Consider the following 14,350-nt stretch of genomic DNA (forward strand, 5'->3'; position numbering starts at 1 on the left):
TGTTCGGCGACAGCGGTTTTTAGGCTGCGGAACAGGGATGACACGTCATCGCGGGCGGGTAGGCCTTCGATGCTGCCTGAAAATCAGGATACCCATTTATGTATGGAAACAAAATATCCTGTTGGCAACAGTCACATAAATCGTCCTGAAACACGCAAAAGTGTGGTTTTTTTCGGAATGCCACATAACGTGAAGGCAAAAAAACGCCAGCATGGCGCTGGCGTATTTGTGTGGCACGACGACCGGCTTACACCATCGGCGGATCGGTCTCGCGGCCGAATGAACGGTGCCCTGCGAGCGCTTCCTTGAACGCGGCCAGCGCGTTTGGCAGTGTCTCGCTGTGGGTGCCGATCAGCGCCGGATCTTCCGATCCGTCCGGCAAGGTGGCCGGCACGCCGGCTGCCTGCAACAGGCCGGCGCCGGCGCCCACCACCATGATCGGCTTGCAGTGGCGATGCTGCTGGCGCACGAAGTCGAGCGCGTTGGCGTCGCGGCTCAATGCGTTGACGCTATCCTCGCCGTCAGGCACCACCACCGCGTCGTACAGCACCGCCGGGCCGGCTTCGAGCGTGATCTCGATGTCGAGGGCGCCGTTGTCTAGCGTCTTCACCTTGCCGAGCTGGCTGCTGACCACGCGTGGCACCGCACCGTCGGCCAGCAACGACGCGTAAATCGTGCGCACGCTGGCGCCGTCGACGCCGGCGGCGACCAGGATGGCCACCTTGCGCGTCTTGATGCCGGTCTGGCCCGGACGGCTCAGCAGCGACAGCGCCGGCGACGGATCGTACTCCGGCAGCGGCAGGTCGGTTGCCATCGGCAATGCCGGCGGCACTTCCATCCCCAGCCCGTGCGCGACCGCCGCGGCCAGCACCGGGTCGACATTGACCAGGTTCGCCAGCACGCGTTCGCGCACCGCCGGCGTCTGCACGCGGGTCAGCTCGAAGCGGTAAGCGGCGGCAATGTGCGACTGCTCGACCGGCGACTGGCTGTTGTAAAACAGGCGCGCCTGCGAATAGTGATCGGCGAACAGTTCCGGCTTGCCGCGCACCTTGTCTTCGGCCACCGGTTCACGGAAACTGGTGAAGCCGCGCGAACCGACCTGGGCCGGATAGCCGCCGCCGAGCGAGTTCGGCTCGTAGTTGACGCGGCCGCGGTTGATCGCCTGGCGGTGCATGCCGTCGCGCTGGTTGTTCTGCACCTGGACAACCGGTGCATTGATCGGGATTTCATGGAAATTCGGCCCGCCAAGGCGGCTGATCTGCGTGTCCACGTACGAGTGGATGCGCCCCTGCAGCAACGGATCGTTCGAGAAGTCGAGTCCCGGCACGATGTGCGCGGTGCAGAAGGCGACCTGCTCGGTCTCGGCGAAGAAATTGTCCGGATTGCGGTTCAGCACCATCTTGCCGACGGCGACCAGCGGCACCATTTCCTCCGGGATGATCTTGGTCGGGTCGAGCACGTCGAATTCGAATGCGGCGGCCTGCTCTTCGGTGAACACTTGCAGCTGCAGTTCCCACTCAGGAAACGCGCCCGCCTCGATCGCTTCCCACAGGTCGCGGCGATGGAAGTCGGGATCGGCGCCAGTGATCTTGGCGGCCTCGTCCCACACCAGCGAGTGCGTACCCTGCAACGGATTCCAGTGGAACTTGACGAAGCGCGATTCGCCCGCAGCGTTGAGCATGCGGAAGGTGTGGACGCCGAAACCTTGCATCGTGCGGTAGCTGCGCGGAATGGCGCGGTCGGACATCACCCACATCAGCATGTGGGTCGATTCCGGCATCAGCGAGACGAAATCCCAGAACGTGTCGTGCGCGCTGGACGCCTGCGGCATCTGGTGATGCGGCTCAGGCTTGACCGAGTGCACCAGGTCGGGGAACTTCATCGCGTCCTGGATGAAGAACACCGGCATGTTGTTGCCGACCAGGTCCCAGTTGCCTTCGTCGGTATAGAACTTGACGGCAAAGCCGCGCACGTCGCGGACGGTGTCGGCCGAGCCGCGCTCGCCGGCGACGGTGGAAAAACGGGTAAACACCGGCGTGCGTTTGCCCGCCTCGCTAAACAGCGAAGCGCGCGTCAGCTCGCTCATGTCCTTGTAGGCCTCGAAGTAGCCGTGCGCGGCCGAACCGCGCGCATGCACCACGCGCTCGGGAATGCGCTCGTGGTCGAAGTGGGTAATTTTTTCGCGCAGGATGAAGTCTTCCAGCGCGGTCGGGCCGCGCAGGCCGATCTTCAGCGAATGCTGGTTGTCGGCAACCGGCACGCCCTGGTTGGTGGTCAGGCCCTGGCCGGCGCCGTCGACGCGTACGCGGTCGAGCGGTTGGTTGGTCGGGTTGGTGCCGGCCGGCGGCACGCCGTTGCCAACCTTGGCCGACGAAATCATTTCGGTATTGGTGCTGCCGGTGGCAGCCGGCGTCGACGGCGCGTGCGTGTCACCCGCTTGCGGGTTACGCGACGCCTCGCCATATTCGCCCGGCTTGGTCGGATTGAACGGCATTGCGGCCGACAGCTGCTGGCCGGCGATGGTCTTGACCAGCAACTGCTCGGCCACCGGGTTCTTCGAACCCATGCTCGTCGGCGGCTGCGCGGTCGACGGACCGGACACCGTGCTCAGAATCGATCCAGCGCCGTCTACCGACGTGCCGTTTTTCTTACGTGTAGCCATTAAAACACCTCAGATATTGATTTCAAAATTGACACCTGCGATCAGGTGAACAGGGCGATCAGGATGATGATCGGGATCGGAATTCCCACCATCCACAAGAGGATTGAGCGCATGAATTTCTGCTTGTCGTAATCAGTTAGCGGCGGCGCATGGCCGCCGGCGCGGCGCCGTCGCCGCGCATCTTGCCGCCGAAGGTGGCCGCCATGGCGGCGACGAATGCGCCCAGCAGCATGGCCACGGTCATCCACAGCGCGGCGCCGGCACTAGCCTTGCGCGCGGTGTCGGCCGCTTCCTTCGCCTTTGTCTTGGCGTTGGCCGCAGTGGTGCTGACCTTGGCGTATACGTCGTCGACGCGTTTGTCGGCGTCCGCCTGCGGCAGGCCGGTGCGTGCGGCGACGACCCGTGCCAAGCAGGCGCGGTCATCGGCGGGCAGGCTGCCGGCTTGCAACGCGGTGGCGAAAATGCGCACCACTTCCGAACGGCCAGCGGCCGCATCGACCGGCGCCTTGTCGGAGCGCAGCAGCATGTCGGAGAAATAGTCGGTCGGGTTCAGGCTGTCGAACGCTTCGTTCGCGGCGCCGGCGGCAACGCCGGCCCCTGCCGCCGCGGTGGCCCTGGCCACGCCGGCGCCGGCATCGATGGCGCCGCTCATGGCGGCGCGCACGGCGCCGCCGACGAGCATGGCGGTCAGCAACGTGGCCACTGCCCAGGCCAGCAGGCCGTGGGCGGTGTCGCGGAAATAGACTTCATCGGAATGGATGCTGGCCCACTTGGTGCGCAGCCGTCCGGCCATGTAGCCGCCGACGGCGGACGCCGCCAGCTGGGTAAACGATATATACAAGATGGTCGAGATGCCGATGGCGGCCGCGCTGTTATACGACCACGGCGAGATCGACGCCAGGCCGAGGCCGGTTCCCAGGATGAACAGCACTAACGACAAAGCGGCAGCCGCGGCGGCGCCGGCGAACACCGCACCCCACGACACACCTGAGCGCGACTCGTGCGCGTCATTGGCGATGCGCGGATAGTTGTAGGAATTGGCAGATTGAGCTTGCATTCTCTGTCTCCTTCAAATTTATCCGGTAATGCGATTTGGACACAACAACGCGCCCGGCCGGTCTGTCCGACCGGGAGCGGTGCTGCCTAAAGCGGGGCTATTTAGCGGCGCCCACCGAAGATTTTCGACAGCAGGAAACCAACGCCGGCAGCCACGGCCAGCGACGTCATCGGGCTGGTGCGCACGTATTCGCGGCCGGAGTCGGTCATGCGTTGAGCGGCCTCGGTCAGCTGGCGCGATTTCTCGTCCATGGTGGCGCCGGCGCCGGACAGCGCGCCGGTGAGCTTGTCGACGCCCGCGTGGGCGGAACTGGCGAGGCGGTCGACCACTGGCTGGGCAGCATCGGCCGCTTTGTCGATCGACTTGTGCATGTCGGCGCTGGTTGGCATGTCCTTGGTGGCGTCGCGCGCCATGTCCTTGGCCTTGTCGATGACACTGGCGCCGCTGGTCGCACCGGCGGTGCTGCCCGTGCCGCCGCCGCTGCTGCCGGTGTTGCTTGGCAGGCCCGAATCCTTGCCCATGCTGCTGCCTGCGCCTTCGCGGCCGGTGTCGCGCGAGCTACCGTCGTTCATTTTTTGGTTATCCATGATGTATTTCCTTTTATAAAATTAACCTGCACGGCGTGGAGCGAAAACTGACCCCTCACTACTTCCTTCTTTCCTGAATGCTCACGCTTGCCCGCGAGCGCCAAAGTCACTCAACCCAGTTTCCCTGCATCGAAACTAAAAAATAACGGATTTGCAATGTTGTCACTGTGCGGTAGCTAACAGAGCCGAAAAGTGGCTTAACTTCGGCTTTCTAACAGGAAAGCACCAATTCCTCTAAGCACGGGGCAGATTATTTTCCAAATTAAATTCCTATTGCCATGTAGACATGAGTTCGCGAATTGCATAAACTGCAAGCACCATGCCATCGTCCGGGGGGAACGTGAAAACAGAACCGCACGCCGCCATCCACGGCGGCGCCGCCATCGAAGCACTCGGCGCAGACGACTTCGGCCAGTTCGTCACGTACCTGAATGACCACCTGGCCGACAACGGCGGCGACGCCGGCTATTTTCAGCCACTGCCGCGGCGCGCATCGTCCATGCCGCCAGAACGGGTGCGCGCGTTTCGCGATGGGCTCGATGTCGAGGTCGGCAGCTGCCGCTGGCGCCGCGCCTGGGTGGCGCGTTCGCCCGAGGGCCGCATCGTCGGACACATCGATTTGCGTTCGCACGCAGACGGCTTCACCGGTCACCGCTGCCTGCTGGGAATGGGCGTCGACCGCGGCAGCCGCCGCGCTGGACTGGGCGCCGCGCTGATCGCCCATGCGCGCCATTGGGCGGCCGAGGTGGCGCGGCTGGAGTGGATCGACCTGCAAGTAATCAGCCAGAACCAGGCGGCGCTGGCGCTGTACCGGCGTGCCGGCTTCATCACGGCCGGCGAGATCACCGACATGTATAGAATAGATGGCAACTCTTTTTCTTCTACCACCATGAGTTTGCGGCTCGACTTGCACGCTTGAGTGTGGCTACGATGACCAATCGATCTGATGGTTCGCAATTTCCACTGGAAACCGAGTGGAATAATCGCCATACTGTTGCAGCAAAGAGGAAAGCACCATGAAGTTTCACTATTCCAGAGTCGCCACGCCAACCGATCAGGGCAAGGGCGGCTCACGCCAGTTCGGTTCACTGGGACGATTCCTGTCGCCAGGCATGCCGCATACCGGCCGCTGGATTAAAAGCGACGACGCCAACCGCGACCGTATCTTCTGGGCCAACATCGCGCGCGTCACGCCGATCGAACCGAACGGCCTGGACGCCTCGAACAAGCCGCAAGACTCGTACATCCTGCAAAAGGATCCGGACGGCAGCTGGTTCCTCGATCAGTGGAAAAGCAATTCGGCCGGCAATGTGCGGCCGTTTTCCACGCCGGCGGTAAACAGCGACGCACCGTGGAAAACGGCGAGCGAACACGCCGACACCTACTTCATCATCGAAATCAGCTGAGCGCCCAACCGAAACGGGCGCCGCGGCTCGGATATAATTCCAGCAGCAAACTTTTACCGCCGCTGAACGCGATGTCCGCCAGGCCGGGCCGTTCGGCATTGTCCTCGTCGTTCGTTACGAACTGAACCATGCAAAGTGCCGTGCCCCCGTTTTCTTTCGCCGCGACCCAGGCGCTGTTGACGCTTGCCGTCGAGAGCGAATTCGACGTCATCGCCAGTCGCCAGCGCGCGCGCCAGATCGCCGCGTTGTCCGGCTTTACCGCGCTCGACCAGGCACGCATCGCGACCGTCGTCTCCGAACTGGCGCGCAATATCTTCAACTACGCGGTGACCGGCACGGTGACGTTTTCGGTGGCGCAGGACAATGGCCGCCAGCAGCTCGTGATGGCGGTGGAAGACCGCGGTCCCGGCATCGGCAACATCGACGATATCCTCGGCGGGCACTACCGGTCGACGACCGGCATGGGACTGGGCATCCTGGCGGCGCGGCGCCTGATGGACCGTTTCGACGTCCGCACCGGCAAGGACATCGGCACGGCCATTTTCATGTGCAAGACGATGCCGGTTGGCGCGGCGCAGATGACGGCAACGGCGATCGACAAGCTGCTGTCCCAGCTCGACGTACTGCCGAGTAACGTTGCACTGTCGGAAGCGAACCAGCAGAACCGCGAGCTGACCGACGCCCTCAATTCCTTGCAGGCCAGGCAGGACGAATTGCTGATCGTCACCACGCGGCTGGAAGAAACCAACCGCCGCATCGAGGCGCTCAACGTGCAGCTCGACGAGAAGGCCGACGCGCTGTTGCGTGCCGACCGCAGCAAGGACGAATTTCTGGCCATCCTCAGCCACGAACTGCGCGGCCCGCTGTCGGCCGCCAGCATGGCCGCGCAACTGCTGCAGGCCGGTCCGGACGCGCCGGACAAGACGGCCAAGATGAGCCAGGTGATCAGCCGCCAGGTGGGCCACATGAGCCGGCTGGTGGAAGACTTGCTGGACGTCTCGCGCGTCAGCCGCGGCCTGGTGACCATCGACAAGGCGCCGCTCGACATCGCCGAAGTGATCAACGGCGCGGTCGAGCAGGTCGCCACCGCCGCCGCCGGCAAGGGGCACGCCCTCGACGTGTCGCTGCCGCCCGAACCGGTCATCGTCCAGGGCGACCGCACGCGCATGCTGCAGGTGATCAGCAACCTGTTGACCAACGCGATCCGCTACACGCCGGACGGCGGCCGCATCCACGTATCACTGGAAGCAAACGGCGGCGCCGTGGCGATCAGGATCGTCGACAACGGCATCGGCCTGCACGCCGACCTGATGCCGAACCTGTTCGACCTGTACGTGCAGGCCGAGCGCACGTCCGACCGCCAGGGCGGCGGCCTCGGGCTCGGACTGGCGCTGGTGAAAAACCTGGTCGAAGCGCATGACGGCACCGTCACCGCCGAGAGCGAAGGCAAGAACCGCGGCAGCACCTTCACCGTGCGCATGCCGGTGACCGAACCGGCCTGCTCTGTGCCCAGCTAAGCGGCGACGGCGCCGCAGCGGAACGGCATCATGGCGCCGCCCGCAGTTCTTTCAGGATCTGCGCCAGCGTGTATGGCTTGGCAACCAGCGGGAACTCATCGACGGCCGACGTCTCTTCGCCGCCGGCGTCCGACGCATAGCCGGACGCCAGGATGATCTTCAGCGACGGCGCCAGCAGGCGCGCCTGGCGGGCCAGGCTGATGCCGCTCATTCCCGGCATTACGACGTCGGAAAACAGCACGTCGATCTGCCTGTCCTTCTTCAGCGCCTCGAGCGCTTCGATGCCGTTCCTGGCCGAGATCACCTGGTAGCCGAGGGTGCCGAACAATACCACCGCCATCTCGCGCACGTCGTCCTGGTCGTCGACCACCAGCGCCTTTTCGGCCGTCACCGGCACCGAGGCGGCCGGCTGGCCGTCGCCCAGCGCCGGCAGGTAGAACGCGACCTGGGTGCCCTCGCCGAGGACCGAGCGCAGCACCAGGTCGCCCTTCGATTGCTGGGCCAGGCCATACGCCTGGCTCAGGCCAAGGCCGGTTCCCTTGCCGACCGGCTTGGTGGTGAAGAATGGCTCGACTGCCCTTGCCAGCGTCTCGCTGCTCATCCCTTCGCCGCTGTCGGCCACTTCGACGACCACGTAGCGCCCGGCCGGCAGGGTGTTCACTTCGCCGGCGGCCAGGTCGGCCACCGCGGTGCGCAAGCAGATGGCGCCGCCCTCGGGGGTGGCGTCGCGCGCGTTGACGACCAGGTTCAGCAGCGACGCTTCGAGCTGGGCGGCGTCGATCCTGACCGCCGGCAACTGGCGCGCCAGGTCCAGCTTGAACTCCACCGAGCCCTTGCTGGCGCGCCGCAGCACCTCCTCGAACGAGCCGATCACCTGGTTCAGGTCCAGGTTCTCCTGCTTGAGTGGCTGGCGCCGAGCGAACGCCAGCAACTGCTGCGTCAAAGTGGCGCCGCGCGCGGCCGCGCGCGTCATCGCATCGAGGATGCGCACGTCTTCCGGCTCGACCAGGCGGCGCTGCAGGATGCCGAGGCCGTTGACGACCACGCTGAGCAAATTGTTGAAGTCATGCGCCACGCCGCCGGTCAGCTGGCCGATCGCTTCGAGCTTTTGCGACTGGAACAGCGCCGCATTCGCCCGCTCCAGTTCCTGTGCCGCCTGGCGCCGCTCGGTGATGTCGCGCGTCACCTTGGCAAAGCCGAGCAGCGTGCCGAGCTCGTCGTAGATGGGGTCGATGACGACGTGGGTCCAGAAGCGCGAGCCATCCTTGCGCACGCGCATCCCCTCGCTTTCGCAGCGCCCTGCCGCCACCGCGCGCCTGAGCGCCGTCATCGGCATGCCGGCGGCCGCATCCTCGTCGACATAGAAGCGCGAGAAATGGGTGCCGAGCACGTCCGCTTCGTCGTCGCCTTGATGCGCCTGGCGCCGGCGTTCCAGTTGGTAACCAGGCCTTCGGGCGAGAGCATGTAGATGGCGTAGTCGGTGACGCCCTGCACCAGCAGGCGGAAGCGCTCCTCGCTGGCGTGCAGCGCTTCGGCGGCGCGCTTGCGGGCAGTGATATCGCGGGTGATCTTGGCAAAACCGAGCAGCATGCCGCCGGAGTTGTAGATCGGATCGATCACCACGCTGGCCCAGAACGACGTGCCGTCCTTGCGCACGCGCCATCCCTCATCTTCGAACTTGCCCTCCGAACAGGCGGTCGCCAGCGCTCTTGCCGGCAGGCCGGTGGCCAGGTCTTGTTCGGTGTAGAACCTGGAAAAATGCTGGCCGATGATTTCGTCCGGCGCATAGCCCTTGAAGCGCTGGGCGCCGGCATTCCAGCTGCTGACGATGCCTTCCGGCGAGAGCATGTCGATGGCGTAATCGGTGACGCCATCGACAAACAGGCGGAACCGGTCGGTGGCGACGTGGAACGGAGTGGCAGAAGTGCTTGGCATGTTGGTAGCCATCAGGTTCTGGGACGCACCGCTGGCATCGGAAGGACTCAGCAACTACCTATATTGACAAAACGGCATGTCAGAAAGTCATCAATCGAATTGCCGGGAGTTTAAGTTCTGTCTTTTTTGCCCAAGCAGCCTGCGACGTGAATTTACATTTTGCGCGCGCCCAACAGGAACGGCAGCGCTTCGTCGAGCAGCTGCTGGGGCGCCTCCTCCGGAATATAGTGGCCGCACGGCAGCGCCTTGCCGCTGACCTCGCGCGCGATCTTGCCAAACTCCTTCAGCGGATCGAAGCATTTGGCGATGGTGCCGTCGGCGCCCCACAAGGCCAGCAGCTCGCACTCGATCTTGCGGCCAACGGCAATATCGTCGCGCTCGTGCGCCAGGTCGATGCCGGCGCTGGCGCGGTAGTCTTCGCAGATGCCATGCACGGTGGCCGGATCGCGGATGCAGCGCAGGTATTCGGCCAGCGCAGCTTCGGTGAACGGCGCCAGGCCGGCGTCGCGCGAACCCATGTGGTACTTCAGGTAAGCGTCCGGGCTGGCGTTGATCAACGTTTCCGGGAACGGCGCCGGACGGATCAGGAAGAACCAATGGTAATACGCGGTCGCGAATTCGCGCGTGGTGTTCTCGTACATCGCCAGTGTGGGGGCGATGTCGAGCGTGACTAGCCTGGTCACGCGCTGCGGATGGTCGAGCGCCATCCGGTACGCCACCCGTGCGCCGCGGTCGTGCCCCATCACGGCAAACCGCTCGAAGCCGAGCTGGGCCATCAGGCCGACCTGGTCGTTCGCCATCACGCGTTTCGCGTAGTTGCTGTGGTCGTCCAGTCCGGCCGGCTTGTCGCTGTCGCCGTAGCCGCGCAGGTCGGCGGCCACCACGGTGAAGTGGCGCGCCAGCTGCGCGCTGACCTTGTGCCAGATGACATGGGTTTGCGGATGCCCGTGCAGCAGCAGCAGTGGCGGGCCGGAGCCGCCCTTGGCATACCGGATCTTGACGCCATCGACGACTGCCGTGCCATTGTCAAAACCATCGAACATGTATCCCCCTATCGTCAACGCGAACAACCGCAGCGACCGAAAAGGCGTGCGGGTGTCGACATCATACCGCGGCAGTCAAGGCAGCGGCAGCGCATCAGGACGTTACGCGCTCCCAGCCGTGACGCACTGCGGACTTCATTTTTTCCCAGGTCGAGCCGGGGTTGCGGGTTTCCCAGTCGCTGCGCAGGTTCGGCTCGACCTCGTCCCACGAGCGGCCACGGTACTGGCTGCTGGCCATCGTCGAGCCGTAGCCATACGCCGGCGCATAATCCTCGTAGCGCCCGCCCGCGGTGGCGTAATTGCTGTTGAAGTGGTTGCGGTAGTCGGCGTCGTTCTCCTGCCCGCCGAGCTGCTGGACGTCGACTTCGGTGTGGCGCACCGTGTCGGAGATCTGTTCCTCGCGGCTGGTCACTTCCTTGCCGATCACCACTTCATCGACGACGCGGGGGGACTTCTGCACGACCGCTTCCTCGGCCGTCTCGCGCAGCTCGATCGACTTTTCCTGGAACGCGGCCAGGTCGGCGCTGCTGGCCGGCTGGTCTAGCGGACGGCGCTCGACGTGGACATGCTCTTCGCGCAAGCTGACCGTGTCGCTGACCGGCGTTTCGACCATGCGCTGGAACACGCGCACGCCGCCGCGCTGCACTTCGCGCTTGCCGACCTGCAGCTCCTCCTGGATGATCGGGATCGCGGCGCTTTCGCCGGTGGCCCGCTGCTGCGAACCGTGCTGCGTGCCTTGCGCATTTTGCGCCGATAACAGCGCCGACTGCTGGGCGCCCGCGCCGGAGTACTGCGGTTGGCCGGTGGACGTCGCGCCGCTCCACTGCGAGGCTTTCTCGTCGATGTCGACCGGGCCGAAACGCTCGATCAGGTCGGCCGCGCGCTCGACTTCCGGCTCGCTGGCGGTGACTACGGTAAGCACATGGCTGCCGCGGGTCACCGCTTCGGAGTACTTGTTCACCGGCGTATCGTCGTCGGAACCGAACAGGTCGCTGAAAAAATGCTTGATGCTGCCGGTAAACGAACTGTCGTCGCTCGACGCCGTGCTGCCGGTGGTCGTGCCGGTGGTGCCCAATGTGGCGGTGGTACCGGTGGTGCCTTCGCTCAGGCGCACTTCCTGGCGAGAAAAGCCAGATGCCAGCAACTCATCCATCGCAGACTGGGCATCGGTACGGTTATCAAAAACGGCTACGAGAGTGTGTTGCATGGTAAGCCTCCAATGGTTCATTAAAAGTGATCAGGTGTCAGATGCGTCGTCGAACCGCTCGACGCGCACTTCTTCCGCTTTCAAAAACACGGTTTCGGTATGCCGATCTTCGCGCTTGACCTTGGTAATGTGAACTTCTTCCTTGATGCGCAAGCGCCGTTCCACCACCAGCACCTCTTCGATGATCGGGATGATGTACGTGTCGCCCTCGTAGCGCGGCGCCGGCACGTCGGTGCCGGTGACGAACTGGCCGACCGCGACACGGCTGATCCCGACGTCGTCGCGATGCAAGGTTTCACCGACCTCGAACGGGTGTTCGGTCACCGATGTCGTGACGCGCACACCACGGCCGGTATCGACGGTACGAATGGAAACGTCGACTTGTTCCTGGTGCACTGGAATTGTCAGGTCGCCTTCAACCGCGGGCTGCTTTGCGTTACTAGTCATTCAATTGATCCTCGGGAAAAACTGATAAATCGACACGCAAGCGTAGCCCAAAATGTAGGCCGACCCCACACTGTTGAATCCATTCAATTGATGTGAACGGAAGAGAAAATCTTCGGTTTCCGCGCCACATTGAAAACAGGAAATCAAGCGCTTGCTGAACCGACCGGCCGCGCTGGCGAGAGGCCATCGCTCGACCGCCGGCTGTTGCTGAGCGGCCTTGCCTTCGGCATCGGCACCGCGGTGCCGTCCGGCTGCGGCATCACGCCGGCGGAGGTGCAGCTCAACGCTGGGGACGTCATCTGCTTTGGCGCCGGCGAACGCATGGGCGTGCTGCACACGCCAGGCCACCCGGCCGGCGGCGTCTGCTACGCGCTCTACGACAGCGTCGTCGACGAGCTGTTCGCGCTGCCGGGGGCCACCCGCGCGTGGGCCGGTCACGGCCGCAGCATGGAAGATTTCGCCACGCTGATGGCCGCGCTGAAGCTGCCGAAGCCGAAGCCGATCGACATTGCCGTGCCGGCCAACCGCAACCTGGGGCTGCCGCACGGCGCCTGTGCCGGAAATGGCGAAGCCGCCCTGGAGGCGGCTTCGCGTTGTGCAGCTTCGCTACGTTGCTGCGTCGCTCAGGTGAGCGAAACCGACGTTACCGCGTTGTCACGCTGACGCTGGCGGTGCGGGAATTGCCGGCGCGATCGGTCGCAACAGTGTAAATCGAGTGCGTTCCGGCGTTAACCTTGCGCGAGTTCCAGTTGTACGACATCGCGCCGCCGCTACCTTTGGCCACTTGCTTGCCATCGATATACAAGGTCTGGGTGATGCCGGCCGCGCCGCTGTTGTCCGAAGCGCTCACATTGATCGACACGGTGCCGGAGACAGCGCCGCCGACCGGATTGTTGATCGTTACCGCCGGCGCGACCGTATCGGCCACTACCGGCGCGACGGCGTTGGCGACGTTGACGGCGACCGTGGCCGACTGGCCCTTGTTGCCGGCGGCGTCATACGCCACTGCCACCAGGTTGGCCATGCCGTTTGCCACGCCGGCCGAATTCCAGCTGAAGTCGTAAGGCGCGCTGGCGTTGCTGGCGACCGTGGTGCCGTTGACCGTCAGGTCGACCCGCGCCACGCCGACATTGTCGAGCGCGTTGGCCTGGACGGCGACCAGGCCGGACACCGAGCTGCTGCCAAGCGGTGCGTTGATCGCTACCGATGGCGCCTGAGTATCGGCCACCACCACCATGGCGGCGGCGGCGCGCACGGCGGCGCCGGCATCGACGCGGCCGAAACCGAACAAGGGATCACGGCCGGCTGCGCCGAGGTCGACCGACGTCGAGTACAGTAGTTGCTCGATCTTGGCGCCGTCGAGCGACGGATTGGCGGCCATCATGACGGCGGCAACGCCGGCAGCGAGCGGGCTCGAAAACGAGGTGCCGCTCCAGGCCTGGTAGGCACCGCCGCGCGAGGTGGTCCAGATGCCGGTGCCCGGCGCCGACAAGTGGACAAAGGCGCCGAAGCTGGAGAAGCCGGCCTTGGCATCGGACCCATCGGTGGCCGAGACTACGATCATCGAGTTCGTCACGGAGGCGGCTTGATCGGTGCCGGTGTTACCGGCCGAAACGAACACCAGGCCGCCCTTCGATTTCAGGTAGTCGGCGGCGCTGGCCACGGCGGCGCTTTCGGTCAGGCTGCCGTAGGAGATGTTGGCCACCCGGGCGCCGTGGTCGGCGGCGTAGGTCAGGCCGCTGGCGGCGGTACTGTAATAGGCGTAGCACTTGCCGACGGACGCATCGAAGAAGGCAATGCGGATCGGCATGATCTTTGCGCTGCCGGCCATGCCGGCGACGCCGACGCCGTTGTTGGTGGCGGCAGCGGCGGTGCCGGCTACTGCCGTGCCGTGGCCGCAGACGTCGGCGACATCGGTATTGTTATCGTAGACATTGAAGCCGGCCACCAGGTTCGGCGCCAGGTCCGGGTGGGTCGTGTCGACGCCCGAGTCGAGGATCGCCACCGTCACGCCGGCGCCTTGGGACACATCCCAGGCGGTGTCCGCACCGATTTTGCTCAGATGCCATGCGCTGCCGGCGTACGGGTCGTTCGTGCTCATCGTGACTGCCACTCGCTTGTCGAGCTCGGCAAATTTCAGGTGCGGATTGTGGCGCAGGCGCTCGATGACGGCCGTCTCCGACGCATTGCCCGGCAGGTCGACGATGTGGACATTGCTCTGGCCGAGCTTGCGGCGCTTGCCGCCGTGGACTTTCAGGATCGTGTCGAGGTCATCGTTGGACAGGCCCGGGCGGGCTTCGACCAGGATGCGGCCGCGGGCATATTCAGACTGACCAGCGGCGGACGGCGGCGCGGCGAAAGCAGGAAAAGCGAGGGTGGCGAGGGTGGCGGCGACCAGCGAAACGATCAGCTTCTGTTGCGGATAGATGAGTTGCATATGAGGTGTCCTGTTTTAAAAGTTTCTAAAACAAGACTGCGACGACCGGCGA

At 64.6% G+C, this 14,350-nt stretch carries 12 protein-coding genes and 1 pseudogene; 4 read left to right on the forward strand and 9 right to left on the reverse strand.

Going from position 1 to position 14,350, the window contains the following annotated elements:
- Window positions 1-247: 247 nt before the first annotated feature.
- The 3 genes from ACP7DD_RS06650 to ACP7DD_RS06660 form a co-directional block, all read right to left on the reverse strand.
- Complete coding sequence (locus ACP7DD_RS06650) at window positions 248-2,662, reverse strand: catalase (RefSeq protein ID WP_426173924.1); 2,415 nt, start codon at window positions 2,660-2,662, stop codon at window positions 248-250.
- Between the two features lie 136 nt (window positions 2,663-2,798).
- Window positions 2,799-3,719, reverse strand: a complete 921-nt coding sequence (locus ACP7DD_RS06655) for a hypothetical protein (RefSeq protein ID WP_426173925.1) — start codon at window positions 3,717-3,719, stop codon at window positions 2,799-2,801.
- A 101-nt stretch (window positions 3,720-3,820) separates the two neighbouring features.
- Complete coding sequence (locus ACP7DD_RS06660; protein ID WP_426173926.1) at window positions 3,821-4,306, reverse strand: DUF883 family protein; 486 nt, start codon at window positions 4,304-4,306, stop codon at window positions 3,821-3,823.
- Between the two features lie 340 nt (window positions 4,307-4,646).
- On the opposite strand from ACP7DD_RS06660, the gene ACP7DD_RS06665 reads away from it, so the two are divergent.
- Window positions 4,647-5,225 carry a GNAT family N-acetyltransferase gene (locus ACP7DD_RS06665; RefSeq protein WP_426173927.1) on the forward strand — a complete coding sequence of 193 codons (579 nt, stop codon included), beginning with the start codon at window positions 4,647-4,649 and terminating at the stop codon, window positions 5,223-5,225.
- A gap of 97 nt (window positions 5,226-5,322) precedes the next feature.
- Window positions 5,323-5,712 carry a hypothetical protein gene (locus tag ACP7DD_RS06670; protein ID WP_426173928.1) on the forward strand — a complete coding sequence of 130 codons (390 nt, stop codon included), beginning with the start codon at window positions 5,323-5,325 and terminating at the stop codon, window positions 5,710-5,712.
- On the opposite strand, the gene ACP7DD_RS06675 is transcribed toward ACP7DD_RS06670, so the two are convergent.
- Complete coding sequence (locus ACP7DD_RS06675; RefSeq protein ID WP_426173929.1) at window positions 5,705-5,842, reverse strand: hypothetical protein; 138 nt, start codon at window positions 5,840-5,842, stop codon at window positions 5,705-5,707. The two genes, ACP7DD_RS06670 and ACP7DD_RS06675, sit on opposite strands and share 8 nt — an antisense overlap.
- Before the next feature lie 10 nt (window positions 5,843-5,852).
- On the opposite strand from ACP7DD_RS06675, the gene ACP7DD_RS06680 reads away from it, so the two are divergent.
- The gene (locus tag ACP7DD_RS06680; RefSeq protein WP_426173930.1) at window positions 5,853-7,229 is read left to right on the forward strand and encodes an ATP-binding protein; all 1,377 of its coding nucleotides are present in this window, start codon (window positions 5,853-5,855) and stop codon (window positions 7,227-7,229) included.
- A 28-nt stretch (window positions 7,230-7,257) separates the two neighbouring features.
- Here the strand turns inward: ACP7DD_RS06680 and ACP7DD_RS06685 are convergent.
- The 4 genes and pseudogenes from ACP7DD_RS06685 to ACP7DD_RS06700 all read right to left on the reverse strand — a co-directional run bounded on the left by ACP7DD_RS06685 (window position 7,258) and on the right by ACP7DD_RS06700 (window position 11,861).
- Window positions 7,258-9,164, reverse strand: a pseudogene (locus ACP7DD_RS06685) (PAS domain S-box protein).
- 152 nt (window positions 9,165-9,316) lie between these two features.
- Window positions 9,317-10,207, reverse strand: a complete 891-nt coding sequence (locus ACP7DD_RS06690) for an alpha/beta fold hydrolase (RefSeq protein WP_426173931.1) — start codon at window positions 10,205-10,207, stop codon at window positions 9,317-9,319.
- Window positions 10,208-10,301: 94 nt separating this feature from the next.
- The gene (locus tag ACP7DD_RS06695) at window positions 10,302-11,414 is read right to left on the reverse strand and encodes a DUF2382 domain-containing protein (RefSeq protein WP_426173932.1); all 1,113 of its coding nucleotides are present in this window, start codon (window positions 11,412-11,414) and stop codon (window positions 10,302-10,304) included.
- Window positions 11,415-11,444: 30 nt separating this feature from the next.
- On the reverse strand, window positions 11,445-11,861 hold the full coding sequence (locus ACP7DD_RS06700) for a YsnF/AvaK domain-containing protein (RefSeq protein ID WP_426173933.1): 417 nt from the start codon (window positions 11,859-11,861) through the stop codon (window positions 11,445-11,447).
- Window positions 11,862-11,990: 129 nt separating this feature from the next.
- Here ACP7DD_RS06700 and ACP7DD_RS06705 point away from each other — a divergent pair, with 129 nt between their 5' ends.
- Window positions 11,991-12,524, forward strand: coding sequence for a hypothetical protein (locus ACP7DD_RS06705; RefSeq protein ID WP_426173934.1), 534 nt, complete (start codon window positions 11,991-11,993; stop codon window positions 12,522-12,524).
- On the opposite strand, the gene ACP7DD_RS06710 is transcribed toward ACP7DD_RS06705, so the two are convergent.
- Entirely contained in the window at window positions 12,505-14,298 is a 1,794-nt protein-coding gene (locus tag ACP7DD_RS06710) for a S8 family serine peptidase (RefSeq protein WP_426173935.1), read from the reverse strand. The two genes, ACP7DD_RS06705 and ACP7DD_RS06710, sit on opposite strands and share 20 nt — an antisense overlap.
- Window positions 14,299-14,350 lie beyond the last annotated feature (52 nt).

The sequence above is a fragment of the Massilia sp. TWR1-2-2 genome (genome assembly GCF_049897565.1).
Lineage (GTDB): Bacteria > Pseudomonadota > Gammaproteobacteria > Burkholderiales > Burkholderiaceae_D > JAFCUW01.